Genomic DNA, 26332 nt, shown 5'->3' on the forward strand with positions numbered 1-26332 from the left:
CTATGAGCGGCCGGTCGCCGAGCGGTCGGCGGCGTTCCTGAGTTCGCGTTCGCTGCGGTCGGGGTAGAGGCGGCCGGCGCCGGGCAGTCTGTCGCCGAGGAGTTCGGAGACGGTGACGAAGGTGTAGCCGGCCCGGGCGAGGTCGGTCAGGATGCGCGGGGCCGCCTCCACCGTGGTGCGGTGGATGTCGTGCAGCAGCACGATCGTCCCCGGCGGGGCGGCGACGGCGCGCCGCGCGATCAGGCCGGGGCGGCGGTCCCGCCAGTCGACCGTGTCGACGTCCCAAAGGATCTGCGCGAGGCCGTGGCCCCGGGCCACCCTCGCCACCAGGTGGTTCGTCGCGCCGTACGGCGGGCGCATGATCCGCATCCGGGTGCCGGTGGCGCTGCGCACGATCTGCTGCGTCCTGCGCAGCTCCGCCTCGATCCCGGGCCTGCGCAGGTCGGTGAGCATCGCGTGGTCCCAGGTGTGATTGCCCACCTCATGGCCCTCGGCCACCATCCGGCGCAACCCGGCCGCGCCGCCGGCGGCCACCATCCGGCCGACCACGAAGAAGGTGGCCTTGGCCTGGTGCTCGGCCAGTAGGTCGAGCAGCCTGGCGGTGTACCGGTAGGGGCCGTCGTCGAAGGTCAGCGCCACGCACTTGAGCGCGGCACAGTCGAGCGCCCGGGGACGGAACGCACCGAACGCGGCGGGCCACTCGGGCTGCACGGCGGCAAGCCGCTCGGCCAGCTCATGCGGCGGAATGACCTCCTCCACCCGCCCCACCGCCCGCTCCTCCTTGCCCCGCCGCTCCCCGGCACACCCGGCCACCCCGACCAACACCACCACCAGCGCCGCAATCATCTTTTTGGTCCAGAACACCGGGCCGCCCTTGTTCGTTGATCTGGGCCGGCGGTGGGGGGCGGCCGAAAGCCCGGCGGGGTGTCATGGGTAGTCCTGGGCCGACTCCCCCCGCAGAATCCTGGCCAGGTCCTCCCACCATGGTGGGACATCGGCCCGCAGTTCGGCGTAACGACGCGCCACCCGGACGGCACATCCGACCGGATCGCTGCCGGAGTGGTGGTGCCGGACCGGTCCCTCCCGCCAGCGGTAGCTTCCGTCGCGAAAGCTCACCACGAGTCCGATCCACACCGAGAGGGTGGAGTCATCGCAGACCTCGTACGCGTCGGTGACTCCCAGACCGATCAGCTCGGCCCGGAGCTTTCCTATCGCCGCTTGGGCATCAGTCACCAGCGGCCAACTCCCGCGTGTTGCACAGAGAGTGATGTACCCACCATGAAGGCCCGAGTTCGCCTTACCGGCCCGGTTGCTACCCGATCGTAATCGAAAGCGTGGGACGCCCCGCTAACGGCGGTCGGGAAGCTCGGCGGGCTCGGTGACGACCATGATGAAACGGCAGGTGGAGGTGCCGCCGTTGGCGTAGCGGTGCGGGCGGTCGGCGCTGAACAGGGCGGCTTCGTCGGTGCGGACGTGGTAGTCCTGGCCGAGCACGGTGAGGGTCAGCTCGCCCTCGATGACCGTGATCATCTCGCGGGTGCCCGCCGGGTGCGCGTCGCCGTCGTGGTGCTCCCCCTGGGCGAGCCGCCAGTCCCACAGCTCCAGGATCGCCGGGGCGTCGGTACCGACCAGCAGCCGGGCCGACCCCTCGCCGTGCTGGAACGTCACCACCCCCGCGCTGCCGACCACCCGGACCACCGGGGTGTCGGCGACCTCCACGAGCCGGGCCACGGTGACGCCGAGGGCGTCGCCGATGCGGGCCAGCGTGGTCACGCTCGGGTTGGTCCGGGCCTGCTCGACCTGCACCAGCATGCCCCGGCTCACGCCGGACCTGGCCGCCAGCTCGTCCAGGGTCATCCGGCGGTGCGCGCGCTGCGCCCGCACGTTGTTCGCGATGGCCGCGGCGAGAGCCCCGCTGTCGTTCGACATACAGTGCATTGTAGTGAACCCGATTTGCAGTTGGTTGCACCGCTCTGGTGTACTTCGTTGTACTACTGGTACAACTCAGTGAACCGGAGCACTCCTTGACCGCAGTCGTCCTCGCCACCGCGTGCGCGCTGGTGTACGGCACCGCCGACTTCTTCGGCGGGCTGGCCACCAGGCGTTCCCGTCTGCTGGCCGTCGTCGTCCTCTCGCAGTTCTCCGGGCTGGTCTTCGTGGCGGCGGTGCTGCCGGCGATGCCCGGTTCGCCCTCGCTGGAGGCGCTGCTGTGGGGCATGGTCGCCGGCGTGTCGGGAACGACCGGCCTGCTGCTGTTCTACCGCGCCCTGGCCGCGGGCACCATGTCGGTCGTCGCGCCCACCACGGCGACCACCTCGGCCGCCGTGCCGGTGCTGTTCGGGCTGGTGTCCGGGGAGCGTCCCGCGTTGACGGCCCTCGCCGGGGTCGCGCTCGCGCTGGCCGCCGTACTGCTGGTGAGCCGTGCGCCGAAAGGCGCGGCGGCCTCCGCTCCGACGGGACCACTGCTGTCCGCGCTGGCCGCGGGCGCGGGGTTCGGCGGCTTCTTCATCCTGGTCGCCCAGGCTCCCCACGACGCCGGGCTGTGGCCGCTGGCCGGGGCCAGAACGGTGTCGATCGCGCTGGTCGTGGTGCTCGCCCTGATCACCCGGCGCACGGTGCGGCCGGGGCCGGGCGCGCTGCCCATCATCGCGGTCTCCGGCGTGCTGGACATGCTCGCCAACATGCTCTACCTGCTGGCCGCCCAGCGCGGGCTGCTCAGCCTGGTGGCCGTGCTGGTGTCGCTGTATCCGGCGACGACGATCCTGCTGGCCAGGTTCGTGCTGCGGGAGCGCCTGCGCCGGCTCCAGATGGGCGGGGTGGTCATGGCGCTGGCCGCGGTCGCGCTGATCGCCACCGGCTAGCCCGGTCCGCCGACATTGTCAGCATCGGCGGGGGCTTGTTACGTTCATCACCGTGCAGCCCGAGCGCGCACTTTTCAGGTCGGGGTCGTTCGCGCATATCGCTGCGCCGTACGGCTCCGATGAGAGCTACCTGCGCCTGGTCCTCCCGCTGGTCGGCGAGGCGCTGCGGGAAGGTCACGACATTCTCGTGGTGACCGGGCAGCCCATGCTGGACCTGCTCGCCGAGATGCTGGGCGAGGACGCGGCCCGGGTCGACCGGCGGCTCAAGACCACCTGGTACACCCACCCGGCCCGCACGCTGACCGCCTACCACGAGTACGCCGAGCCGTGGGCCAAACGCCAGACGCTGCTGGTCGGCGAGCCGGTCTGGCTGGGACGCAAGGAGCGCGACATCCGGGAGTGGATCAGGTACGAGGCGGCCATCAACCTGGCCTTCGCGGACGCGCCGATCGTGGCGCTGTGCCTGTACGACGAGCGGGCCACACCGCCACAGGTCCTGGAGGACGCCATGCGCGCCCACCCCTGGACTCTGAACGGCAACGGCCTCGACCTCAGCCGCGGCTACGTCCCGCCGCAGCACTTCCTGCTCAGCGGCGACGAGCTGCCCTTCCCCGAGCCCCCGCCCTCCCGCGTCGTCGTCGCCTTCACGCCGCGCGACCTGGGCCGGGTACGGCAGGTCGTGGCGGCGGCGGGCGAGGGCGCGGGCCTGGACCGGGACACGGTCGGCTCCCTGGTGCTCAGCGTGTCGGAGATCGCCGCCAACACCGTGGAGCACGGCGGCGGCTCGGGCTCGGTCGCCATCTGGACGGCGGGCAGCGAACTCATCTGCGAGATCGCCGACCCCGGAGGACGCCTGGACCTACCGCTTCCCGGATTCCTCCCGCCCCGCCCGGAATCACCGCGCGGCTACGGCCTGTGGATCAGCCGCCAGCTCTGCGACCTCGTCGAGACCCGCCACACCGCCGGAGTCCTCCGGGTCCGCCTGCACATGATCCTGCCCTGACCTCCGCCCGAGCGGGCGATGAGCGTCAGGGCGGTTCTGAGCTGGGAGCGGACGCGCCGGACCCCGGGCAAGTGAGGCAGGTGAGGCAGGTGAGGCAGGTGAGGCAGTCGAGGGCCGAGGCCGGGGCCTACACGGCTACGGGGACGCGGAGCGCGCCGACCTCGCGGGCGTAGCCCTCGAGCATGCCACGGAGCTGCCGGCGGCCACGGTGCAGGCGGGACATCACCGTGCCGATGGGCGTGCCCATCCGCTCGGCGATCTCCTTGTAGGCGAATCCCTCGACATCGGCCAGGTAGACGGCCTCCCGGAACTCGTCGGGGAGCGACCGCAGGGCGTTCATCACGACGTTGTCGGGCAGCGCGTCGAGCGCCTCGGACTCGGCGGAACGGAGCCCCGTCGACATGTGGGACTCGGCGGCGGCGAGCTGCCAGTCCTCGATGTCCTCCGTCGCCGACAGCTTGGGCGAGCGCTGCTTCTTGCGGTAGTCGTTGATGAAGTTGTTGGTCAGGATGCGATGCAGCCATGCCTTGAGGTTGGTGCCCTCGCGGAACTGGTGGTACGAGGTGTAGGCCTTCGCCACGGTCTCCTGCACGAGGTCCTCGGCGTCTGCCGAGTTGCGGGTCAGGCGCATCGCGGATGCGTAAAGTTGCGCGGTGACGGGCACGACGTCGCGTTCGAACCACGCCTGGCGCTGCTCTTCGGTCATAGAGATCATGTCGTATCCCCCTCGTACTCTTCCCCCCGTAACCACACAGCGATAGGCATGACGTGCCCATCCGCGTCTTCGGCGGCCACGTCATCGTCCCAGGCAGGCTGTAATGGTTTCGTTAAGAGTCTTTCCTGCTCAGGGGGTCTAGCGTTACCCGGGCATGCGGCGGACGTACTCACACCAAGGGCCAGGCAAGTCTCATTAGGATAACACTGTTTACTCGATTCGGTGCAAAGTGTGGCAGGCATCACACCGAATGCTCTATGGCTACCGTGGTCGTCATGCAGCAAGTCGATCGCCATGACCCCGCGGCGCGCCGCTGGGCGGCCGAAGCCATCCGCCAGGTCGAAGCCGACGCTCACAGAAGTTGTGATACCCACCTCCACGTCTTTCCGCTGCCCGCGCGCTGGGACGTAAACCTCTACCTGAAAGACGAGTCGGTGCACCCGACAGGTTCACTCAAACATCGACTCGCCCGCTCGTTGTTCCTGTACGGCCTGGCCAACGGCTGGATCGGCCCGGAGACCACGATCGTGGAGGCGTCCAGCGGGTCCACCGCCGTCAGCGAGGCGTACTTCGCCCGCCTGCTCGGCCTGTCGTTCGTCGCGGTCATGCCGGAATCGACGTCGCCGGAGAAGATCGCCCTGATCGAGTTCTATGGCGGCAAGTGCCATCTGGTCGAGGACCCTTCGGCGATCTACGCGGAGTCGCACCGGCTGGCCGCCGAGTCGGGCGGGCACTTCATGGACCAGTTCACCTACGCCGAGCGGGCCACCGACTGGCGGGGCAACAACAACATCGCCGAGTCCATCTTCCAGCAGATGGAACTGGAGCCCTATCCCGAACCCACCTGGATCGTGGTCGGCGCGGGTACCGGCGGCACGTCCGCCACCATCGGCCGCTACATCCGCTACCGCCGCCACGCGACCCGCCTGGCCGTGGTGGACCCTGAAGGGTCGGCGTTCTATCCGGCCTGGACCGGCGGCGACTTCTCGGCGACCGCCCCGGGCTCGCGCATCGAGGGCATCGGCCGCCCGCGGGTGGAGCCGTCGTTCCTGCCGTCGGTGATCGACCGCATGATCCGCGTGCCGGACGCGCTGTCCATCGCGGCGATGCGGTGGGTCCGCGAGGTGACCGGCCTGAACGTCGGCGGCTCCACCGGCACCAACGTGGCGGCGGCCGTGCAGGTCCTCACCGAGATGCGGCGGGCCGGCGAGCGGGGCAGCGTGGTGACGCTGATCTGCGACGGAGGCGAGCGGTACCGCGCCTCCTACGACAGCGACGCCTGGCTCGCCGACCGCGGCATCGACATCGCTCCCCATCTCGCCGATCTGCGGGAGTTCCTCAGCCGGTAGTGGCCGGGTCCACTCCGAAGGTGGTGGCCAGGTCGTCCAGTATGATGCCGGCGCCGAGCAGGCCCACCGCGCTCATCCAGGTCAGGTCGGAGACCTCGTGCTTCTTGCCCTTGAGCCGGCCCCACAGCGGGTTGCCCTCGAACTTCTGCTTGATCTCGCCGACGGCCGGGTCGGGGTAGACCGCCACGAAGATGTGGTCGGCGTCGAGCTGGGCGATGTTCTCCTGGCTGATGTTCACCGCGATCTGGTCGCTGGTGGGCTGGTCGGCGGGGCGCGGGAGGCCGACGTCCTTCAGCACGACGCCGGAGTAGGACTTCTCCACGTAAAGCCGGACGGTCGGCTCCCCGGCGAACCGCACGACGGAGACCGTCGGCAGCTTCCCGCCGTTCTTCTCACCGATCGCCGCACCGATCGCGGCGGCCCGCTCCTCGTACTGCTTGATCTTGGTGTCGGCCACGTCCTCCTTGCCGAGGGCCTGGCCCATCAGCCGCAGGTTGTCCTTCCAGATGGCGCCGGTGGTCTCGCTGAACACGGTGGGCGCGATCTTCGAGAGCTTGTCGTAGAGCGCCTCGTGACGGACCTTGGCCGAGACGATCAGGTCCGGCTTGAGGGCGATGACCTGCTCCAGGCTCGGGGCCTCCAGGGTGCCCACCGCCTTGGCCGCCGAGCCGTACTTCTGCAGCGCGGCGCCGAGGTAGTCGGGCAGCTTCTCGTCGATCGCCCGGTAGGTGGTGAAGCCGACGACCTCGGTCTCCAGGCTCAGCACGGCATCGACGAAGCTCTGGTCCAGCGCCACCACGCGTTTCGGCTGGGCCGGAATGACCGTTTCGCCCATGGCGTGCTTGATCGTGCGGGGGTAGGAGGAGGCCGGGGACGCCGGGGAATCGGTGGTGGTGGACGGGGCGGTGGACGCCGGCTGCGCCGCCTGCGGGGTGCTCGATCCGCATGCCGACAGGCCGGTGGCGAACACCGCCCCGGCCAGGCACGCGAGCAGGGCGCGCGACACTCTCATCGGCTGTTTCCTCCGTAGAACTTAAAACCAAGGTAAGGCTAACCTCATTGAGATTAGCTTTCCCTTGACTGGCATACTCCATGGGGTCGTCACAGTACGGAGAGGAGCATGGGTGAGCACCACCGCGCCGCCGTCCCGCGCGCGACCGGCCACCCCGCTCCACGCCATACGCCGGCGCCGCACACTCGTCCTGGGCGCGCTGCTCGCCGCGCTGGCCGCCGCCGTGCTGCTGAGCGTCACCATCGGGGCCAAGTCCGTGCCGCTGGGCGACACCTGGCAGGCGCTCACCGCCCCCACCGGCGCGGAGCACGACATCATCATCCGCACCCTGCGGGTGCCCAGGACCGCGCTCGGCATCATCGCCGGGATCGCGCTGGGCGTCGCGGGCGCGCTCATGCAGGGTCACACCCGCAACCCGCTCGCCGACCCGGGCCTGCTCGGCGTCACCCAGGGCGCGGCGTTCGCCATGGTGCTGGCCATCATCGTGTTCGGCATGTCCAGCCTGTACGTCTACATCTGGTTCGGGCTGGCCGGGGCGCTCGTCGCCAGCGTCGGGGTGTTCGCGCTCGGCATGGCCGGCGGGCGCGGCGGCCCCACGCCGGTCACGCTCGCCCTGGCCGGGGCCGCCGTCAGCGCCTTCCTCTACGCGCTCACCTCCACGATCGTGCTGCTGGACGAGCGGGCCATGGACACCTTCCGGTTCTGGCAGGCCGGGTCCATCGCCGGGCGGGGCTCCTCGATCGTCTGGCAGGTGCTGCCGTTCGTCGCGGCCGGGCTGATCCTCGCCCTGGCCAATGCGCCCGGCCTCAACGCGCTGTCCCTGGGCGAGGACGTCGCGCGCGGCCTCGGCCAGAACGTCGCCCGCACCCGCGCCGTCGGCATCGCCGCCATCACGCTGCTGACCGGGGCGGCGGTGGCCGCCTGCGGGGCCGTCGCGTTCATCGGGCTCGTGGTCCCGCACCTGGCCAGGCCGCTGTCCGGTCCCGACCACCGCTGGCTGCTGCCCTACGCGGGCCTGATCGGCGCGGCGCTGCTGCTGGCGGGCGACGTGCTCGGGCGCGTGCTGGCCTGGCCCGGGGAGCTGGAGGTCGGCGTGGTGCTCGCGCTCGTCGGCGCGCCGTTCTTCGTCGCGCTGGTCCGCCGCAGGAAGCCGGTGCGACTGTGATCCCGGCGGTGATGCGCTCATGACCACGCTGGTGCGGGCCGTACGCCTGGGCGGCGCCTCCTGGCGGCTTCGCCCGCGAGCCGTACTCGTGACCATCCTCGGCCTCGCCGCCCTGGCCTTGCTGATGGCCCTGAACATGCGCATAGGCGACCTGGAGATGAGCCTCGCCGAAGTGATCGGCGGCATCACCGGCGACGGCCCCGCCAACCTCGTGATCATGGAGCTGCGACTGCCCCGCGCCCTGACCGGCGCGCTGGTCGGCGTGGCCCTCGGCATGGCGGGCGCGATCACCCAGGCCATCGCGCGCAACCCGCTGGCCAGCCCCGACATCCTCGGCGTGACCACCGGCGCGAGCGTCACCGTGGTCGCCGTCATGGTGGCCACCGGCACGATGTACGGCGGGGCGAGCGGCGCGCTGGCCGGCGCGGGCGTCCCCGTCATGGCCCTGGGCGGCGGCCTGCTCGGCGGGCTCGCCGTCTACCTGCTGGCCTGGCGCCGCGGGCTGGACGGCTACCGCCTGGTGCTGGTCGGCATCGGCGTGTCGGCCGTGTTCGCCAACGTGAAGTACTGGCTGCTGACCATCGGCGACGTCAACGACAGCACCCGGGCCATGACCTGGATCAGCGGCTCGCTGCACGGGCGCGGCTGGGAGCACGTCGCGCCGGTGGGGCTGGCGCTGGCCGTCCTGCTGCCCGCCGCGCTGTTCGGCGGGCGATCACTGGCCGCGCTGCGGTTCGGCGACGACACCGTGACCGGTCTCGGCGTGCGGACGAACCTGGCCAGAAGCCTGATGATCCTCGCCGCGGTGCTGCTCGCCGCCGTCGCCACCGCCTCCGCGGGACCGATCTCGTTCGTCGCGCTCGCCGCCCCGCAGATCGCGCTGCGCCTCGCCGGGGTCGCCCACCCGCCGCTGGTGGTCTCCGCCGTCGCCGGCGGCGTGCTGACCACAGGCGCCGACCTCATCGCCAGGACCGTCTTCTCCCCCGTCGAGCTTCCCGCCGGCGTCGTCACCGCGGTCCTCGGCGCCCCCTACCTCGTCTACCTGCTCATCCGCGCACGCCGGGAGGCACGCACATGAGACTTCAGGCCGTGGGCGTACGGCTCGGGTACGGCGAGCGGATCGTCGTGGACGGGCTCGACCTCGGCGTCGAGCCGGGCACCATCACCGCGATCATCGGGCCGAACGGCTGCGGCAAGTCCACCCTGCTGCGCGCCCTCGGCCGGCTGCTGCGGCCCGCGGGCGGCGAGGTGCTGCTGGACGGCAAGCGGATCGACAAGATCCCCAGCAAGGAGGTCGCCAAGGTCCTGGGGGTGCTCCCGCAGGCCCCGACCGCGCCCGAGGGGCTGACCGTCGCCGACCTCGTGGCCAGGGGACGCCATCCGCACCAGAGCTGGTACCGCCAGTGGTCGTCGGACGACGAGGCCGCCATCCAGGAGGCGCTGTCCATGACCGGCCTGCTGGACCTCGCGGAACGCCCGCTGGACGAGCTGTCCGGCGGCCAGCGGCAGCGGGCCTGGATCTCCATGGCCCTGGCCCAGGGCACCGACCTGCTGCTCCTGGACGAGCCGACCACGTTTCTCGACCTCGCCCACCAGGTCGAGGTGCTCGAACTCGTCCGCCGCCTGCACAGCGACGCCCGGCGGACGATCATCATGGTGCTGCACGACCTCAACCTGGCCGCCCGCTACGCCGACCGGCTGGTCGCGATGCGCGACGGCCGGCTCGTCGCCGCGGGCGCGCCGCACGACGTGCTCACCGAGCAGATGCTGCTGCGGGTCTTCGAGCTGGACGCCAAGGTCATCGCCGACCCGGTGGCCGGTACGCCGCTGGTGGTGCCGATCGGCACCAGGCACGGCGCGCCGTCAGTCGCCCAGTAGGGCGTCCACGAAGACCTCGGGGTCGAACGGCGCCAGGTCGTCGGCCCCCTCGCCGAGACCGACCAGCTTGACCGGCACGCCCAGCTCACGCTGCACGGAGATGACGATGCCGCCCTTGGCGGTGCCGTCGAGCTTCGTCAGCGCGATGCCGGTGACCGCGACGGCCTCGGCGAACACCTGGGCCTGGCGCATGCCGTTCTGACCGGTGGTGGCGTCCAGCACCAGCAGGACCTCATCGACCGTGGCCTTCTTCTCGATGACCCGCTTGACCTTGCCCAGCTCGTCCATCAGGCCGGTCTTGGTGTGCAGGCGACCGGCGGTGTCCACGATCACCACGTCGGCCTTGTCGGTGATGCCCTTGGCGGTCGCGTCGAAGGCCACCGAGGCGGGGTCTCCGCCCTCGGGGCCGCGGACCACCTCCGCGCCGACCCGCTCGCCCCAGGTCTGCAACTGGTCGGCGGCGGCGGCGCGGAAGGTGTCGGCGGCGGCGAGCACGACCTTCTTGCCGTCGCCGATGAGCACGCGGGCCAGCTTGCCCGTGGTGGTGGTCTTGCCGGTGCCGTTCACGCCGACGACGAGGACGACGGCGGGGCGCTCACCGTGCGGCGCGGTGTGCAGGGTGCGGTCCATGTCGGGGCCGACCTGGGCGAGCAACTGCTCCCGCAGCAGGCCCCTGGCCTCCTCGTGGGTGCGGGTGCCGAGCACCTTGACCTTGGTACGCAGCTCCTCGACCATCGCCCGCGCCGGGCTCACGCCGACGTCGGCGGTGATGAGGGTGTCCTCGATCTCGTCCCACGCGTCGTCGTCGAGCCGGTCCCGGGACAGCAGTTCCAGCAGGCCCTTGCCGAGCGCGTTCTGAGAACGCGCGAGCCGGGCGCGCAGCCGCACCATCCGCCCGGCGGACGGCGGGGGCACCTCGACCTCGGGCTTGACCGGCGGCGGCACCACGACGGGCGCGGGCGGCGGGACCGTGGTGGTGGCCCCTTCCGCCTCCTCCCCGGCGGGCGGCCTGACCGCCTCCTCCTCGCGCTTCTCCTCCACCGGCGGCTTCGGAGGCGCGGGGGGAACACCCTTGCCCCCGGGCCGGAACAGCAGGAAGAGACCGCCGGCCGCCAGCAGGGCGACGACGACAACGATCACGATGATGCCGAGGTAACCTTCCACGCCCGCCAGTTTTGCATGTTTGGGGCACCCCTGCGCGCCACGCTGTGCTCATGGCGCTCGCTCCGCTCGCGCGGGCTGTGCTCATGGCGCTCGCTCCGCTCGCGCGGGCCCGGGCGCCTTCAAGGCCGCGTCCTCCCCTCCTCGCTCCCTCGTTCGTTCCTCACTCGACCGCTCGTCGCTCCGGACACGACCGCGCCCGGGCCGTACATGGTTACGGTAAGTGCATCCCTATGGGCACTCGCTGCGCTCGCGCAGTACCCCGCCGCCCCCGTTCGTTCCTCACTCGACCGCTCGTCGCTCCGGACACGACCGCGCCCGGGGGCGTGCGTGCTCACGGTAAGTGCATCCCTATGGGCACTCGCTGCGCTCGCGCAGTACCCCGCCGCCCCCGTTCGTTCCTCACTCGATCGCTCGTCGCTCCGGACACGACCGCGCCCGGGGGCGTGCGTGCTCACGGTAAGTGCGCCCCTATGGGCACTCGCTGCGCTCCCGCAACACCCCGACCATGAATGCAGTGATCAAACGCGTTCGCGTAGGCGTTGGCTGACGACCTGGGTGACGCCGTCGCCGCGCATGGAGACTCCGTAGAGGGCGTCGGCGATCTCCATCGTCCGCTTCTGGTGGGTGATGACGATGAGTTGTGAACTTTGTCGCAATTCCTCGAACAGCGTCAGCAGGCGTTGCGTGTTCGTGTCGTCAAGGGCCGCCTCGACCTCGTCCATCACGTAGAACGGCGACGGCCTCGCCTTGAAGATGGAGATCAGGAAGGCCACCGCCGTCAGTGAGCGTTCCCCGCCCGACAGCAGGGACAGCCGCTTGACCTTCTTGCCCGGCGGCCGGGCCTCGACCTCGACGCCCGTGGTGAGCATGTCGCCGGGGTCGGTGAGCAGCAGCCGGCCCTCGCCGCCGGGGAAGACCCTGGAGAAGATCGTCTCGAACTCGCGGGCGACGTCCTCATAAGCGGCGGCGAAGACCTGTTCGACCCGTTCGTCCACTTCCTTGACCACGAGCATGAGGTCGCGCCTGGTCTTCTTGAGGTCTTCGAGCTGCGAGGTCAGGAACGCGTGGCGTTCCTCCAAGGCGGCGAACTCCTCCAGGGCCAGCGGGTTGACCTTCCCGAGCTGGGCCATCTGGCGTTCGGCGATCTTTGCCCGCTTCTCCTGCTCCTCGCGCACGTAAGGGACCGGTTCAGGGTCGGCGGGCACCGGTACGTCAGGGCCGTACTCCGTGACCAGCGCGTCCGGCTCCACGCCGAACTCCTCCATCGACCGTTCCTGCATCCGCTCCAGCCGCAGCCGCTGCTCGGTGCGGGCGACCTCGCTGCCGTGTGCCCGGTTGACCAGTTTGTCCAGTTCGCCGCCCAGCTCCTTGACCCGGACCCTGACCGCCTTCAGCTCGGCGTCGATCTGCCCCCTGGCCTGTTCGGCGTCGTCGCGCTCGGCCGCGGCCACCGCGATGGACGACTCCAGCGCCGACAGCGCGCGTTCCGCGCCCTCCACCACGGACCTCGCCACCGCTGCCTGACGCCTGCGGCGGGCGCGTTCGGCGGCGGCGGAGGCGCGTTCGGCGCGTTCGCGTTCGGCGGCGTGCAGCAGTGCGTCGGCGCGGCCGGAGATCCCGGAGACGCGCTCCTCGGCCGTGCGCACGGTCAGGCGGGTGTCCATCTCGGCCTGCCTGGCGACCTCGCAGGTGGCGGCCAGCTCATCGCGGATCTCGGTGGTCGGCTCGGCCTCCAGCTCCTCCCCCGCCTCGGCCTCGGCCAGCCGTTCCTCCAGCTCGGCCAGGCCCGCGGCCTCGCGGTCACGGGCCTCCTCCGCGGCGCGTACGCCGCCCGCCAGGCGGGCGCACTCGGCGCGCGCCGCCTCGGCCGCGGCGGCGAGCTGGGCCAGCTTGCTGGCCGCCGCGGCGGCCAGCCGGTCGGACTCCCGCTGTCTGGCCCGGACCGCGTCCAGTGCCGCCTGGGCGGCGCTCAGCCCGCCCTGCGCGCCGGTCACGCCCGCCTGGGCCTCGGCCACGCGGACCTCGGCGGCCTCGACCGCGCCCTGCGCCTCCCGCTCGGCGGCGACCGCCGCCGCGAGGTCGTCCGCGGTGGTCTCGGCGGTCGCGACCGCACGCGCGAGGTCGGCCACCGCCTCGTCCAGTACGGCCCGCACCTGGAGCGCCGAGTTGCCCTGCGCCGATCCGCCCGTCGCGAGATGCGCGCCGACCAGGTCGCCGTCGTGGGTCACCGCGCGCAGCCCCGGATGGGCCTGTACGAGCGCCTGGGCCGCCGGAAGGTCCGGTACCACGACGACGTCGCCGAGCAGACCCGCCAGCGCCCCGTGCAGCGTGTCAGGGGCGCCGACCAGGTCCAGCGCCCACTGCCCCGCGACCTCGGGACGCTCCCCGCCCGCCGCCTCGGCGGCGATGACCAGCGTGGACCGGCCGCCGTCGCCGGATCGCAGGTAGGCCAGGGCGTCGATCGCCTCCGGCAGGGAGGCCAGGGCCACCGCGTCGGCGGCCGGGCCGAGCGCCGCGGCGATGGCCGCCTCCGCGCCCTGCCGTACGGTCATGACCGCGGCCAGCGGGCCGAGCACGCCGGGCAGACCTGCGGAGAGCAACGCGCCCGCGCCGTCGGCCGCCTGGGAAAGGCCCAGCTCAAGGGCGTCGCGGCGGGCCTGGAGCGCGGCGATGGCGCGCTGCGCCTCCTGGTCGGTGCCACGCGCCGCGGCGACCGCCGACCGGGCCTCGGCCAGCGCCCCGCGCGGTCCCTCAAGGCCGCGCCTGGCCGCCGCCACGCCCTCCTCGGCGGCCTCGACGGCCTCCCTCGCGGCCTCCACCCCGGCGACGGCGATCTCGATCTCCTCGACGAGCCGGGGGTCGGTGGCGGGCCGGGCGCTCTCCTCCGCGTCGTGGCCGGCCTGGGCGAGCACGGCGCGTTCCTCGGCCTCGGCGAGCCCTTGGGTCAGTCGTCCGATCTCGTCGTGCGCCGCCGCGACCCTGCTGCGCACCGCGCCGACCTGCCCGCGCAGCCTGGCCAGCGCCTCGCGCCGGTCGGCCGCCGCGCGGGCCGCCGCGGCGAGCCTGCGCTCCTCGGTGGCCAGCGCGCCCTCCGCGGCCTGCCGGCGCGCCACCGCGGCCTCAAGGGCCGCCTGGGCGGTCTCCAGCTCCTCGGCCAGCTCCTGCTCCTGGGCGCGTACCTCGGCGGCCTCGCGCTCGTAGTCTTCCGGGTCGCGGCCCCTGCGCTCGACGGCGGCGGCGTCGGTGGCGTTCCTGTGCCGCTCGGCGGCCAGCCCGGAAAGGCCGCGCAGCCGGTCCTTCAGCGAGGACAGCGCGAAGAAGGTCTCCTGGGCGGCCCGCAGGCGCGGCTGCGCGGACTGCTCGGCGGCCTCCAGCTCGTTCTCCTGGAGCTGGGCCTGGGCGAGTTCGGTCTCCACCTGCGCGCGCCTGGACTGCACCGCGGCCTCGTCGGCCGCCTCCCTGCGCAGGATCTCGCGCAACGTCAGCACGTCGTCGGCCAGCAGCCGCAGCCGGGCGTCCCGCAGGTCGGCCTGGATGACCGCGGCCTTCCTGGCGATCTCCGCCTGCCGGCCGAGCGGCTTGAGCTGGCGGCGCAGCTCGGTGGCGAGGTCCTGGACGCGGGTCAGGTTGGCCTGCATCGCGTCCAGTTTGCGCAGCGCCTTCTCCTTGCGCTTGCGGTGCTTGAGGACTCCCGCGGCCTCCTCGATGAAGGCCCTGCGGTCCTCAGGACCGGCGTGCAGCACGGCGTCGAGCTGCCCCTGGCCGACGATGACGTGCATCTCGCGGCCGATGCCGGAGTCGGAAAGCAGTTCTTGGATGTCGAGGAGGCGGCAGGTGTCGCCGTTGATGGCGTACTCGCTCTGACCGGACCTGAACATCAGCCGGCTGATGGTGACCTCGGTGTAGTCGATCGGCAGCGCGCCGTCGGTGTTGTCGATGGTCAGCGTGACCTCGGCACGGCCGAGGGGGGCGCGTGAGGAGGTACCGGCGAAGATGACGTCTTCCATCTTGCCGCCGCGCAGCGACTTGGCGCTGTGCTCGCCCATCACCCAGGCCAGCGCGTCGACCACGTTGGACTTGCCGGAGCCGTTGGGGCCCACCACGCAGGTGATGCCGGGCTCGAACCGCAGGGCGGTGGCCGAGGCGAAGGATTTGAAACCGCGGAGGGTGAGGGTCTTCAGATACACGGATCCGGTCATCCCTCCCTTGACATGCGACGGCTAGCGGGACAGCCTACCGCCCTCCTGCCTCACGGAAGGGAAATGACGAGGGACGCCTCCCCGAGGCGTCCCTGTGCGGATTCTCGTGATGACACCGGTCCTCTCAGGTGAGGGCCGGCTCGCGATCCTGCAGGCGCGAGAACGTCTCCTCTCGGGACTGTGCCGAGAGGGCGTCGTTCTGTGCCTGGAGCCGGATGAGCTCTGCCTCCAGGTCACGGATGCGCTGCTGGAGACGGCGCACTTCCGAGACCATTCGAGGATCAGGACCACCGACGTGGCCGAGTAGAGCCTTCGCCATGGTAAAGGGTCCTCCACGCTGAGTGACCAGACTGGTTCGCGCACTTCATGCCGCGGGAGGGGTGCGCGTGGTTCTTATCAAGAGTCGCACCGGTGCGATGAGCGGTCAAGTTGAACGCTCTGCCTCATGCCCCAGTGGGCACTCCCAAGGTATAAATGTACCGCATTTGGGGGGTATAGCGGAAGTCGCTATCTCTCCTCAAAGCCCGTCAAACCACCTCGAACTTCGCTCCAGCGCTCAACCACTCCATCGACTCTGCCCGGCGTGTCGCAACCCCGCAGCGCCCCGAGCAGCTTGACACAGGCTTCCCGATCACCCTCGGCGACCACTTCGACCCGGCCGTCCGGCATGTTGCGCGCATGCCCGCTGAGCCCGAGTTCCAGTGCCCGCGCGCGGGTCCACCAGCGGAAGCCGACCCCCTGCACGTGCCCCCTCACCCAGGCGGTCAGTCGCGCTACGTCACTCATGACCGCCCCCGGGGCCGGACTTGACAGCGAGGGCAACTATAAGAAGACCGATTCATAAAGGGCTCCCTGACCACCGGTGTCCCGCATCGGCCGCAGGGCAGGTCACGTCTGCCGTAAACCGCGAGCGACCGGTCGAAGTATCCGCTCTCCCCGTTGACGTTGACGTACAGGCTGTCGAAGGACGTGCCGCCCTGGTCGAGCGCGTCGGCCATGACCTCGCGTACGCCGCGTAGCAGTTCGGCGATTTTCGGACGGGTCAGCCGCTCGGTCGGGCGCGCCCAGTGCAGTCCGGCCCGCCACAGCGCCTCGTCGGCGTAGATGTTGCCGACGCCGCTGATCAGCGACTGGTCCAGCAGCGCGCGTTTGACCTCGGTGTGCCTGGCGCGCAGCCGGCGGGTGAAGTCCTCGTCGTCGAAGGACTCCTCCAGCGGGTCGGGGGCGATGTGCACGATCGGCGCGGGGACCGGGCGGGCCAGCGGCACCATCTCGGTCACCAGCAGGTGCCCGAACGTGCGCTGATCGACGAACCGCAGCTCAGGACCACCGTCGGCGAACGACAGACGCACCCGCAGGTGCTTTTCCACCGGCGAGCCGGAGTCGGTCACCAGGAGCTGGCCGCTCATCCCCAGGTGCGCCATGAGCGCGTCGCGCCCGTCGCCGAGCGGCAGCCAGAGGTACTTTCCGCGCCGCTCCGCGCCACGGACCTCGCGGCCCTCCAGGCGGGCCGCGAACTCCGCCGCACCCGGCAGGTGCCGGCGGATCGCCCGCGGGTGCAGCACCTCCGTCTTGGCGATCGTACGGCCGGACACCCATTGGTCCAGGCCCCGCCGTACGACCTCCACCTCGGGTAGCTCAGGCATGCTCGCGCCCCTCCCGTGTCGCCGCCCTCGAACCCAGCCGCGCGCTCAGCTCGCCGCCTGCTCCGGGGGCTCGCGAAGGGCCCGGATGCGGTTCCAGGCCGCCTCGGCCGCCTGCTGCTCGGCCTCCTTCTTACTGCGGCCCGCGCCGAAGCCGTACTCGACACCGCCCACCCTGACCACGGCGGTGAAGGACTTGGCGTGGTCGGGACCGCTCTCCTCCACCTGGTATTCGGGCACGCCGAGCGCCTCGGCGGCGGTCAGCTCCTGTAGCGAGGTCTTCCAGTCCAGCCCGGCGCCGAGCGAGGCCGAGCGGGCGATCAGCGGGTCGAACAGCAGATGCACCACGCGGAACGCCTCGTCCAGGCCCTTGTCCACATAGACCGTGCCGATCAACGCCTCCAGCGTGTCGGCCAGGATCGAGGACTTGTCCCTGCCTCCGGTGCCCTCCTCGCCCCGGCCCAGCCGCAGGAAGCGGCCGAGCTTCAGCTCCCTGGCCACGTCGGCGAGCGCGCGCATGTTCACCACGGCGGCGCGCAGTTTGGCGAGCTGCCCCTCGGGCAGATCGGGGTGGTTGCGATAGAGCGTGTCGGTCACGACCAGGCCGAGCACCGAGTCGCCGAGGAACTCCAGGCGCTCATTGGTGGGCAGCCCGCCGTTCTCATAGGCGTAGGAGCGGTGCGTCAGCGCGCGCTCCAGCACCTCGGTGTCCAGCCGAACGGCCAGGACCCGCTCAAGTTCGTCTCTGGCGACCTCGACGGCCACCGGTTTGGGGCCTGTGCCCACGTCTCCTCCTCCGCGGAACCGATTACACCCGGCGTGACGTTCGTCACTCCGGGGCGCGGTGGCGTGAGGGAAGCGGATGCCCGAGAACGTGGTGGGCGCCGGGAGGGCTCCGGCAGACCCCGGCGTCCACCACGGCCGCGGGCGAGTCAGCCACCGCTCGCGCCGACGGCGAAGCCGACCAGCGGCCATACTCGGCTACCGGTCGGCGACACGCGTCAGCACATGGCGATCAGGCCGACGGCTCGATGACCTGACGGCGGTTGTAGGTGCCACAGGACGGGCACGCCACGTGGGGACGCTTACGCTGCCTGCACTGCGGGCAGTCGACAAGCGCCACCGCGGCGGCCTTCCACTGGGCGCGGCGGGAGCGGGTGTTGCTCCGCGACATCTTCCGCTTGGGGACGGCCACGTCAGCCCTCCTGATCGTCGTTGAGTTGCATGTCTTACCGGTCTTGCGTGTCTTGCTTGTCGTCTTTCACCAGGTCCCGCAACGCCGCCCAACGGGCGTCGACTTGCTCGTGCCGATGGTCAGGGCCGGCCTCGGCCAGCTTGACCCCGCACACTGTGCACAGCCCCGGGCAGTCTTCTCGGCAGACCGGGCTGAGCGGCAGTGCGAGGACCACCGCGTCACGGAACGTCGGCTCAAGGTCGAGCAGGTCGCCGTCGAGGAGTGAGTCCTCCTCGCCGGCGTCTTCGGCGGTGTAGAAGAACAGCTCCTGGAACTCGACCTCGACTCGCGAGGTCAGAGGATCCAGGCACCGTGCGCACTCCCCGCTGAGGGGAGTGCTCGCCGTGCCCGTGACGAGCACGCCTTCCATCACCGCTTCGAGCCGGATGTCCAGCTCGACATCGGCGTCTTTGGGGACGCCGATCAAGTTGACGGACAGATCCGCCGGTGCCGGAAGAGTGCGGGTCGTCTTCCGCATCGACCCCGGCCTCCGGCCCAGGTCATGGGTCGAGATCACCCAAGGGGCTCGCGGGTCGAGGTTGCGGGTAGACATTCTGCTCTCATCAGGCATGGCGAATGACCGCCGTTGTGCAAGGCCGATTACAAAGAATACCAGTCGCCGGTCAGCCCCTGAGCCGCTCGACCAGGAGCCGGTGCACCAGGTCGGGGACCAGGCCGGAGACATCGCCACCGTACCGGGTGATCTCCTTGATCCTCGAAGAGGACAGGAAGGAGAACTCCGGGTTGGTGGACATGAACAGCGTCTCCACGCCCGACATCCGGTAGTTGAGCTGGGCCATCTGCAGCTCGTAGTCGAAGTCGCTGATCGCCCGCAGGCCCTTGACGATCGCGGCTATCTCGTTCTGCTTGCAGTAGTCGACCAGCAGCCCGTGGAACTTGTCCACCCGGACGTTGCCGTACTCCTTGGTCACGGCCTGGAGCATCTCGATGCGCTCCTCCACCGTGAACAGGCTCTTCTTCTCCATGTTGATCAGAACGGCGACCACGACCTCGTCGTACAGTCGAGACGCCCGTCCGATGATGTCCAGGTGACCATTGGTGACAGGATCGAACGACCCTGGACAGACGACGCGGCGCAAGGCACACCCCCCAGATCTACGGGTTCCCGGCGGCGCGACCGTACCAAACCGTCGCTTCCCCGTATCGCCTGGCCCTCTCATTGGCGATGCCGGCGGGCCAGCGCAGGTCCGTTCCGCGGGTCTCGCGCTCCACCGCGACCAGCGCCCCTGGGGCCAGCCAGCCGTTGTCCAGCAGCCGTTCCAGCACCAGCGTCAGGTCCGCCCCGCCCATCGCGTACGGCGGGTCGGCGAAGACGAAGTCGTACGGCTCGCCCTCGCACGCGCGCGCCGCGACCCGCTCGGCCTTGTCCAGCGCCAGCTCCGCCCCGGGCAGCCCGAGCGCGGCGATGTTGGCCTTGATCACCCTGGCCGCCTTCGCGTCCGACTCCACCAGCAGGGCGTGCGCGGCCCCTCGCGACAGGGCCTCCAGGCCCACCGCGCCGGAGCCGGCGTAAAGGTCGAGCACCCGCGCGCCGGTCAGCGGCCCCAGCAGCGACCCGACCGAGGAGAAGATCCCCTCCCTGGCCCGGTCGCTCGTCGGCCGGGTGCCCTTGCCGGGGGGCGCGGTCAGCCGCCTGCCCCCGGCGCTCCCCGCGATGACCCGCATCATGGCCCCAATCTAGCGAGGCCCGGCAGGGGGTTCTGCACGCCAGGCCCCGACCGCGATGAACCGGCCGTAAACCCCGCCAGGCCAGCGCAATGAACAGCGCAAGGAGCGGCGAGGAATGCACAAGGGTCGTTCCCATCGGACCGGGCTGCCCGCATGATGAGTGCTGCGGCCTTCAGGTGACCCAGGGGAAGGCCGACCGGCGTGATCGTGAGCCCTTCCGCACGCCGGTGCCCTCGGCACCTGACCCGAGGGTGGGCCCAGCCGGGGACGGCATTCGGGGGGAGGCCGTCCCCGTGGCTGGGCCCTGGGTCACTCTCATCTTCCGGTGCCCGTGGCCTTCCTGGTCACGTCTTCTCCAGGAACTCCGCGCGCTCGTCGGCCACCAGCTTGTCGATCTCGGCGCGCAGCGTGGGATGGCCGGCCAGCTCCGGATCGGCGGTCAGCAGCTCCGTGGCCTCGTCGCGGGCCGTGGCGATGACGTCCTCGTCGCGCAGCAGTTGCAGCAGCCGCAGTGACGACTTGCGGCCCGACTGGGCCACGCCCAGCACGTCGCCCTCGCGCCGCTGTTCCAGGTCCACCTGGGACAGCTTGAAGCCGTCGAGCGTGGCCGCCACCGCGTCGAGCCTGGCCCGCGCCGGGGTGGCCGCGGGCGAGTCGGTGACCAGCAGGCACAGGCCGGGCAGCCCGCCCCGGCCGACCCGGCCGCGCAACTGGTGGAGCTGGGAGACCCCGAAGCGGTCGGCGTCCATGATCACCATGACCGAGGCGTTGGGCACGTCGACGCCCACCTCGATCACCGTCGTGGCCACCAGGACGTCGATCTCGCCGTCGGTGAAGGACTTCATCACCGCGTCCTTCTCCTCGGGGTCGAGGCGGCCGTGCAGCACCTCCACGCGCAGCCCGGCGAGCGGGCCGCCGGCCAGCATGGGGGCCACCTCGGTGACCGCGAGCGGCGGACGGCGCTCCTCGGCCTGGCCGTTCTTGTCGGGCGCCAGGTCGCCCTCGTCGCCCTCCTGCTCGCCGATCCGGGGGCAGACGATGTAGACCTGCCTGCCGAGCCCGACCTCCTCGCGGATGCGCTCCCACGTGCGGTCCAGGTAGTGGGGCTTCTCGGCGGCCGGGACGACGTGGCTGCCGATCGGCGCGCGCCCCGCGGGGAGCTGGCTGAGCGTGGAGACCTCCAGGTCGCCGAACACCGTCATGGCCACCGTGCGCGGGATCGGCGTCGCGGTCATCACCAGCACGTGCGGGCGGGTGTCGCCGGCCTTCTCGCGCAGCGCGTCGCGCTGCTCGACGCCGAAGCGGTGCTGCTCGTCGACCACGACCAGGCCGAGATCGGCGAACTGCACGCGGTCTTGCAGCACCGCGTGCGTGCCCACCACGATGCCCGCCGCGCCGGAGGCGGCGTCGAGCAGCGCCGTACGGCGTGCCGCCGCGCCCATCGACCCGGTGAGCAGCGCGACCGTGGTGCCGCCGAGCAGGCCGCCCGAGGCGAGGTCGCCGAGCATCGCGCTGATCGACCTGTGGTGCTGCTGGGCGAGGACCTCGGTCGGCGCGAGGAGCACCGCCTGACCGCCCGCGTCGACCACCTGGAGCATCGCGCGCAGCGCCACCACGGTCTTGCCCGCGCCCACCTCGCCCTGCAACAGCCGGTGCATCGGGTGGGCGCTCGCCAGGTCGGCCGCGATCTCCTCGCCGACCTCGCGCTGGCCGTCGGTCAGCGCGAACGGCAGGCGGTCGTCGAAGGCGGCCAGCAGCCCGTCGTCGCTGCGCGGGCGGGCCTTGGCGGGCCAGGCCGCCGCGGCCATACGCCGGCGTACCAGCACCGCCTGGAGCACGAACGCCTCGTCGAACTTCAGCCGCCCCCGCGCGCGGTTGACGTCGGCGAAGTCGCGCGGCCGGTGGATGGCGGTCAGCGCGTCGGCCAGCCCCGGCAGCGACTCCCTGGCCCGCAGCGCGGCAGGCAGGGGGTCGGGCAGCGGGCCGAGCGTGTCGAGCACGACGCCGACCGCCCTGCGGATGACCCAGGAGGTGATGTCCTTGCCGGCCGGGTAGATCGGCACCGGCGCGGTGGCGAACTCCGCCGCGCTCGCGTCGCCCTCGCTCTCGTCGAACAGCTCGAAGTCGGGGTGGGCGAGCTGCCAGCGCGGCCGGGTGGCGCTGCCGAACCTGCCGACCTTCCCGGCGAACATGCCCCGCCTGCCGGGTTGCAGCCGCGTCTCCACCGCATGGGACGCCTTGCCGAAGAAGGCCAGGTAGATGCGGCTCTGCCGGGCGTCGACGACCTCGACCTCAAGCCAGGTGCCGGACTTGTTGCGCATCGGCTTGCGCATCGTGCGCGACACCTCGCCCACGACGGTGACGTGCTCGTCCACCGCCAGCGAGTCGATCTCGGTCAGCTCGCCGCGCTCGGCGTAGCGGCGCGGATAGTGGCGCAGCAGGTCGCCGACCGTGGACAGGCCGAGCGAGCCCTCAAGCAGCTTGGCCGTCTTAGGATCGAGGGCCCGCCCCAGCGGCTCGTCGAAACGCGTCACCCGACCAGTTCTATCGTGCGAAGGCGACAGATTCACTCTGCGACCTCACTCTGCGGCGTCGGGCGGCCTCCCGCATGTGGCGTGCCCTTCGCCGCCGATACGCTACGGTTGCGGGGAGAGCATCCCTGTTCGGCCGTTCCCTGGGGCGCGCTTCGCGTTGGCGGGCGGTCATCGACATCGGATACCCTTGTTCGGCTGGCCGGTTCTCCCGGCATGCCCGCGCTCGCCGCCCAGGCCAAGGCACGGGCCTATCGACTGATCTAAGGAGCGATACCGTGGCTTCCGTCTGCGACGTATGCGGCAAGGGGCCGAGGTTCGGCAACAACATCTCGCACTCGCACCGCCGTACCCGCCGCCGCTGGAACCCCAACATTCAGACCGTGCGCGCCAAGATCGGGAGCACGCCGAAGCGCCTCAACGTCTGCACCTCGTGCATCAAGGCCGGCAAGGTCACCCGCTAGCCGCACCATCGCGAGGCTCACCGGCCCGGCGTCCGCATCGGCGTACGCCGGGTTCGTCGTGTCCGGGGGTCTTCCTACCGCGCCCGCGGTATCCGCATACCGCGATGGCCGTATTCCAGGCCCGGCCCGCCGCGGTTAGTGTGCCGGAATGAATAGGTTCGCGCTGGTCATCGCCATCGGTGTGGTCGTGTTCAGCACGTCCATGCTCGCCCAGGGCAACCAGCCCGACGCCCGGGCGATCGACCCGCTCGGCTGGGCGCTGCTGGCCGGGTGCGTGCTGGGCCTGCTGCCACGGCGCGCGCACCCCGAGATCGCGCTGGCGATCACGGGCGGGGCCGCCGCGGTCCACTTCGCGCTGGGCTATCCCTACGCGTTCTGGCCGGCCCCGGCCCTCATCGCGGTGTTCACCCTGATCGCGGCCGACCGCCGGGCGGCGGGTTGGATCGGCGCGGGGGCCATGGTCGCGATCCCGGCGACGGCCGCCCTCGCCCAGCCGAGCGTGGACCACATGGTCGCGTTGCTGATCTGGGGGCTGATCGTGCTGGTCGCCGCCCAGCTCGCCGAGGTCTCCAGGGCCCGCAGGGCCTACACCACCGAGGTCGAACGCCGGGCGGCCGAGGCCGAACGCACCCGCGAGGAGGCCGCGCTGCGCAGGGCGCAGGAGGAGCGGCTGAAGGTCGCCAGGGAGCTGCACGACGTCACCTCGCACACGATCTCGCTGATCGCGCTGCACGCGGCCGTGGCGGCCGAGGCCGTGGAGCGCGCGGGCGGGCCCGGCGAGGCCCGTGACGCGCTCGCGGTCATCCGTACGGCGAGCCGCGAGGCGCTGACGGAGATGAAGGACATCCTGGGCGTCCTGCGCACCCCCGAATCCCCCGAAACCTCCGACGCCCTTGACGCCCGCCGCCCCGCGCCGGGCACCGAGCGGCTGCGCGACCTCATCGCCACGGCGGGCGTCCCGGTGGAGCTGGAGGTCACGGGCGTACGGCGTCCGCTGCCGCCCGCCGTGGACCTGACGGTCTACCGCGTCGTGCAGGAGGCGCTGACGAACACCATCCGGCACGCCGCCGCGAGCCGCGCCCGGGTGAGCCTGAACTTCGAGCCCGGCGGCCTGGTCGTCCGGATCGACGACGACGGCCGGGGGCGAGGCGGTCTGGAGACCGGCGGGCACGGGCTCGCCGGGATGGCCGAGCGGGTCGCGGCGGTCGGCGGGCGGCTCAGCGCGGGCGACGGCCCGGACGGCGGCTTCCAGGTGATCGCCCGGCTCCCGCTCGCCCCGGCCGCCGCGCTGCCGGCCGGCGCCTCATGATCACCGTGCTGCTCGCCGACGACCAGCCGCTGGTGCGGGCCGGTCTGCGGGCGCTGCTCGACTCCGAGGACGACCTGACGGTGATCGGCGAGGCCGCCGACGGCAGGGAGGCTGTGCGGATGGCCGCCGAGCTGCGTCCCGACGTGGCCCTCATGGACATCCGCATGCCCGAACTCGACGGCCTTGAGGCCACCCGCCGGCTGGCCGGGTCGGCCACCCGGGTGGTCGTGGTGACCACGTTCGACCTGGACGAGTACGTCTATGAGGCGCTTCGGGCCGGGGCCAGCGGCTTCCTGGTGAAGGACGCGGAACCGGCCGAGCTGCGGCACGCCGTACGCGTCGCGGCCAGGGGCGACGCGCTGCTGTCCCCCGGCGTCACGCGGCGGCTCATCGAGGAGTTCGCCGCGCGGCCGGACGCGTCGCCCAGCACGGCCAGGCTGGCCCCGCTGACCGACCGCGAGCGCGAGGTCCTGGCCCACGTCGCCGGGGGCCTGAACAACGGCCAGATCGCCGCGCGGCTGCACATGAGCCCGGCCACCGTGAAGACCCATGTCAACCGGATCATGGCCAAACTCGCCGCGCACGACCGCGCGCAGCTCGTCGTCATCGGTTACGAGACCGGCCTGGTGCGGCCGGGCTGGACCTGACCTGCTCCGGTCACCTGAGCAGGCAGGTGATCCCGATGACCTCGCAGGAGCTGGGGGCCTTGGACCGGCCGAGCGCACGGTACTCGACGCTCACCTGGCCGCCCGCCGGGATCGCCCTGGGCAGGCGCAGCGTGAGAGTGCCGTCGCTGTAGTCCCAGTCGGCGCCCTCCACCTTGGTGACCTTGCCGCTCACCGCGAGGTTCAAGGTGACGCCGGTCAGGTCCGTGGCGGAGCCGTTGGCGATCGACAGCTCGGCGGAGTAGCCGGCCAGCCTGCCGAAGAGGTCCACGTCGATCTCGACGACGTTGTCGTCGCGTGAGTCGCCGCCGCCGTCGGGCGGGCTGGTCGGCCCGGTCGTGGGCTGGGCGGACGGCGGCGCGGGCCGGTTCTGGTCGTCCCTGATCCGCGGTTCCTCGGACTGCCGGGGGGAGCCGGTCGGCTTGGAGTCCCGCGGCGGCGTCTCCTGGTCGTCCAGGTTGTCCGGAGTGCGGGTCTTCTTCGGCCGTGGCTCCTCGGTGGCGCGGGGGCGCTGGGTGAGGCGCGGCGCGGCGGTCTGCGTCGGCTGGGCGGGAGCGCTCGACCTGGGCTTCTTCGCCGGTTCGCCGGTCTCCTCGGCGGTGGGCTCGGCCTCCTCTTCGGAGGTCTCCGCGGGCTCGCTGGGCGTGCCCTGCGTGGCGCCCGTACTCGGCGCGGTGACGAGCTTGGTCGCGGCCGGCGTCTCGGCCGAGCGGGTCATGAGCTGCACTCCGGCCACCGACCCGCCGAGCAGGGCCACCACGGCGGCCACGGAGAGCACCGCGACCCGGCCCCGCTTCCTGGGCTCGGCCGCCAGCTTCTCGCCGCCCCAGACGCCCTTGTAGGGCCCGGGAGAGGAATCGTCGTCGTCACCCTGCCACCCGGAACCGAGAAAGCCGGTCCGCGTGGTCTGGTCGCCTTCCATGTCGCCTTCTGGGCCCGCTGAACGGTGCGGGGAGTACACGAGCCGGTCGGGCGGCGGCGGGCGGCGCTCGTAGGAGGGCTCGCCGGGGTCGTCGGCGGGGAACGGCTCGGGCGCGGCCGGCTCGCCGTACTCCTCACGCGGCACGTCATACGCGGCGGTGTGCTCGACACCGGTCACATCCGGCCATTCGGCCGTCGCGGGAGCCGGCTCGGGGACCGGCGTCGCCATCGGGGAGGCGGGGGGCGGGGAGACCGCCGCGTGGGGCTCCTCCTCCTGTCGTGGGCCCGTGGCCCACTGCCCGGTCCGCGCTTCGGTGATCTCCGGCCACTCGTGGCGGCCGGGGGGTTCGCCCAACGCGTTGTCGCCGTCGGGGACCCGCCACTCGGCGGTCCATTCGGCGGCGTCGTCGTCCTCGGGGAGCCTGCGAGGAGACACGGGCTCGTAGGGACCGGTCGCCTCGGCCGGCGGGGTCAGGTCGTCCTCACGTGACCTGCGCCTCCCCCGCCTGCGTTGCGGCTCGGATCCTTCT

The 26332-nt window shown here is 71.7% G+C and carries 26 protein-coding genes; 9 read left to right on the top strand and 17 right to left on the bottom strand.

The annotated features are described in order from the left end of the window. From ACH34R_RS13560 to ACH34R_RS13570, 3 genes are all read right to left on the bottom strand, one after another. Complete coding sequence (locus ACH34R_RS13560) at window positions 1-864, bottom strand: polysaccharide deacetylase family protein (protein ID WP_397561731.1); 864 nt, start codon at window positions 862-864, stop codon at window positions 1-3. 63 nt (window positions 865-927) lie between these two features. Next, on the bottom strand, window positions 928-1233 hold the full coding sequence (locus ACH34R_RS13565) for a hypothetical protein (RefSeq protein ID WP_111166035.1): 306 nt from the start codon (window positions 1231-1233) through the stop codon (window positions 928-930). A 114-nt stretch (window positions 1234-1347) separates the two neighbouring features. Continuing rightward, window positions 1348-1929, bottom strand: coding sequence for a helix-turn-helix domain-containing protein (locus tag ACH34R_RS13570; RefSeq protein WP_397561732.1), 582 nt, complete (start codon window positions 1927-1929; stop codon window positions 1348-1350). 95 nt (window positions 1930-2024) lie between these two features. On the opposite strand from ACH34R_RS13570, the gene ACH34R_RS13575 reads away from it, so the two are divergent. Together ACH34R_RS13575 and ACH34R_RS13580 are read left to right on the top strand one after the other, a co-directional pair. Then, complete coding sequence (locus tag ACH34R_RS13575; RefSeq protein WP_397561733.1) at window positions 2025-2861, top strand: EamA family transporter; 837 nt, start codon at window positions 2025-2027, stop codon at window positions 2859-2861. A 52-nt stretch (window positions 2862-2913) separates the two neighbouring features. Continuing rightward, window positions 2914-3864: an anti-sigma factor RsbA family regulatory protein gene (locus ACH34R_RS13580; protein WP_397561734.1), complete on the top strand. Its 951-nt coding sequence runs from the start codon at window positions 2914-2916 to the stop codon at window positions 3862-3864. Window positions 3865-3991: 127 nt separating this feature from the next. Here ACH34R_RS13580 and ACH34R_RS13585 read toward each other — a convergent pair whose 3' ends face one another. Beyond that, window positions 3992-4579: a sigma-70 family RNA polymerase sigma factor gene (locus ACH34R_RS13585; protein WP_111166031.1), complete on the bottom strand. Its 588-nt coding sequence runs from the start codon at window positions 4577-4579 to the stop codon at window positions 3992-3994. 275 nt (window positions 4580-4854) lie between these two features. Here ACH34R_RS13585 and ACH34R_RS13590 point away from each other — a divergent pair, with 275 nt between their 5' ends. Beyond that, window positions 4855-5928 carry a PLP-dependent cysteine synthase family protein gene (locus ACH34R_RS13590; RefSeq protein WP_397561735.1) on the top strand — a complete coding sequence of 358 codons (1074 nt, stop codon included), beginning with the start codon at window positions 4855-4857 and terminating at the stop codon, window positions 5926-5928. Here the strand turns inward: ACH34R_RS13590 and ACH34R_RS13595 are convergent. Next, entirely contained in the window at window positions 5918-6940 is a 1023-nt protein-coding gene (locus tag ACH34R_RS13595) for an ABC transporter substrate-binding protein (protein WP_397561736.1), read from the bottom strand. The genes ACH34R_RS13590 and ACH34R_RS13595 overlap by 11 nt on opposite strands. Before the next feature lie 112 nt (window positions 6941-7052). Between ACH34R_RS13595 and ACH34R_RS13600 the strand changes: the two genes are divergently transcribed. Genes ACH34R_RS13600 through ACH34R_RS13610 form a run of 3 tightly spaced genes read left to right on the top strand, consistent with a single transcriptional unit; the run spans window position 7053 to window position 9983 of the window. After that, the gene (locus ACH34R_RS13600; protein ID WP_397561737.1) at window positions 7053-8105 is read left to right on the top strand and encodes a FecCD family ABC transporter permease; all 1053 of its coding nucleotides are present in this window, start codon (window positions 7053-7055) and stop codon (window positions 8103-8105) included. A gap of 19 nt (window positions 8106-8124) precedes the next feature. Then, window positions 8125-9183 (top strand): FecCD family ABC transporter permease, encoded by a 1059-nt coding sequence (locus ACH34R_RS13605; RefSeq protein ID WP_397561738.1) that lies wholly within the window; start codon window positions 8125-8127, stop codon window positions 9181-9183. Further along, window positions 9180-9983, top strand: coding sequence for an ABC transporter ATP-binding protein (locus ACH34R_RS13610; protein WP_397561739.1), 804 nt, complete (start codon window positions 9180-9182; stop codon window positions 9981-9983). Before ACH34R_RS13605 ends, ACH34R_RS13610 begins: the two co-directional genes overlap by 4 nt. On the opposite strand, the gene ftsY is transcribed toward ACH34R_RS13610, so the two are convergent. The 11 genes from ftsY to recG all read right to left on the bottom strand — a co-directional run bounded on the left by ftsY (window position 9969) and on the right by recG (window position 22446). Then, window positions 9969-11147, bottom strand: coding sequence for a signal recognition particle-docking protein FtsY (gene ftsY / locus ACH34R_RS13615; protein ID WP_397561740.1), 1179 nt, complete (start codon window positions 11145-11147; stop codon window positions 9969-9971). The two genes, ACH34R_RS13610 and ftsY, sit on opposite strands and share 15 nt — an antisense overlap. 518 nt (window positions 11148-11665) lie before the next feature. Then, entirely contained in the window at window positions 11666-15334 is a 3669-nt protein-coding gene (smc, locus tag ACH34R_RS13620; RefSeq protein ID WP_397561986.1) for a chromosome segregation protein SMC, read from the bottom strand. Window positions 15335-15470: 136 nt separating this feature from the next. Beyond that, window positions 15471-15665 carry a hypothetical protein gene (locus tag ACH34R_RS13625; protein ID WP_111166026.1) on the bottom strand — a complete coding sequence of 65 codons (195 nt, stop codon included), beginning with the start codon at window positions 15663-15665 and terminating at the stop codon, window positions 15471-15473. A gap of 188 nt (window positions 15666-15853) precedes the next feature. Beyond that, window positions 15854-16132 (bottom strand): acylphosphatase, encoded by a 279-nt coding sequence (locus tag ACH34R_RS13630; protein WP_111166025.1) that lies wholly within the window; start codon window positions 16130-16132, stop codon window positions 15854-15856. After that, window positions 16129-16992 (bottom strand): bifunctional DNA-formamidopyrimidine glycosylase/DNA-(apurinic or apyrimidinic site) lyase, encoded by an 864-nt coding sequence (mutM, locus tag ACH34R_RS13635; RefSeq protein ID WP_397561741.1) that lies wholly within the window; start codon window positions 16990-16992, stop codon window positions 16129-16131. The genes ACH34R_RS13630 and mutM overlap by 4 nt, the downstream gene beginning before the upstream one ends. 45 nt (window positions 16993-17037) lie before the next feature. Then, window positions 17038-17715 (bottom strand): ribonuclease III, encoded by a 678-nt coding sequence (gene rnc / locus ACH34R_RS13640; protein WP_397561987.1) that lies wholly within the window; start codon window positions 17713-17715, stop codon window positions 17038-17040. A 289-nt stretch (window positions 17716-18004) separates the two neighbouring features. Continuing rightward, the gene (gene rpmF, locus ACH34R_RS13645) at window positions 18005-18184 is read right to left on the bottom strand and encodes a 50S ribosomal protein L32 (protein ID WP_113983379.1); all 180 of its coding nucleotides are present in this window, start codon (window positions 18182-18184) and stop codon (window positions 18005-18007) included. A 34-nt stretch (window positions 18185-18218) separates the two neighbouring features. Next, entirely contained in the window at window positions 18219-18776 is a 558-nt protein-coding gene (locus ACH34R_RS13650) for a DUF177 domain-containing protein (RefSeq protein ID WP_111166021.1), read from the bottom strand. A 70-nt stretch (window positions 18777-18846) separates the two neighbouring features. Continuing rightward, window positions 18847-19323, bottom strand: coding sequence for a pantetheine-phosphate adenylyltransferase (gene coaD, locus ACH34R_RS13655; RefSeq protein WP_111166020.1), 477 nt, complete (start codon window positions 19321-19323; stop codon window positions 18847-18849). Between the two features lie 16 nt (window positions 19324-19339). Further along, entirely contained in the window at window positions 19340-19912 is a 573-nt protein-coding gene (gene rsmD / locus ACH34R_RS13660; RefSeq protein ID WP_397561742.1) for a 16S rRNA (guanine(966)-N(2))-methyltransferase RsmD, read from the bottom strand. Window positions 19913-20256: 344 nt separating this feature from the next. Further along, entirely contained in the window at window positions 20257-22446 is a 2190-nt protein-coding gene (gene recG, locus ACH34R_RS13665) for an ATP-dependent DNA helicase RecG (RefSeq protein ID WP_397561743.1), read from the bottom strand. 275 nt (window positions 22447-22721) lie between these two features. Between recG and rpmB the strand changes: the two genes are divergently transcribed. The 3 genes from rpmB to ACH34R_RS13680 all read left to right on the top strand — a co-directional run bounded on the left by rpmB (window position 22722) and on the right by ACH34R_RS13680 (window position 24863). Further along, a complete protein-coding gene (gene rpmB, locus ACH34R_RS13670) occupies window positions 22722-22907 on the top strand; it encodes a 50S ribosomal protein L28 (RefSeq protein WP_111166017.1) in 186 nt (61 codons plus the stop codon). A gap of 148 nt (window positions 22908-23055) precedes the next feature. Then, window positions 23056-24216: a sensor histidine kinase gene (locus ACH34R_RS13675; RefSeq protein ID WP_397561744.1), complete on the top strand. Its 1161-nt coding sequence runs from the start codon at window positions 23056-23058 to the stop codon at window positions 24214-24216. Continuing rightward, complete coding sequence (locus ACH34R_RS13680) at window positions 24213-24863, top strand: response regulator (RefSeq protein WP_397561745.1); 651 nt, start codon at window positions 24213-24215, stop codon at window positions 24861-24863. Before ACH34R_RS13675 ends, ACH34R_RS13680 begins: the two co-directional genes overlap by 4 nt. A gap of 10 nt (window positions 24864-24873) precedes the next feature. On the opposite strand, the gene ACH34R_RS13685 is transcribed toward ACH34R_RS13680, so the two are convergent. Next, entirely contained in the window at window positions 24874-26238 is a 1365-nt protein-coding gene (locus ACH34R_RS13685) for a hypothetical protein (RefSeq protein ID WP_397561746.1), read from the bottom strand. Window positions 26239-26332: the final 94 nt, after the last annotated feature.

Origin of the sequence: Spongiactinospora sp. 9N601 (assembly GCF_044326295.1) — a bacterium.
In the GTDB taxonomy this organism is placed as follows: Bacteria; Actinomycetota; Actinomycetes; order Streptosporangiales; family Streptosporangiaceae; genus Spongiactinospora; species Spongiactinospora gelatinilytica.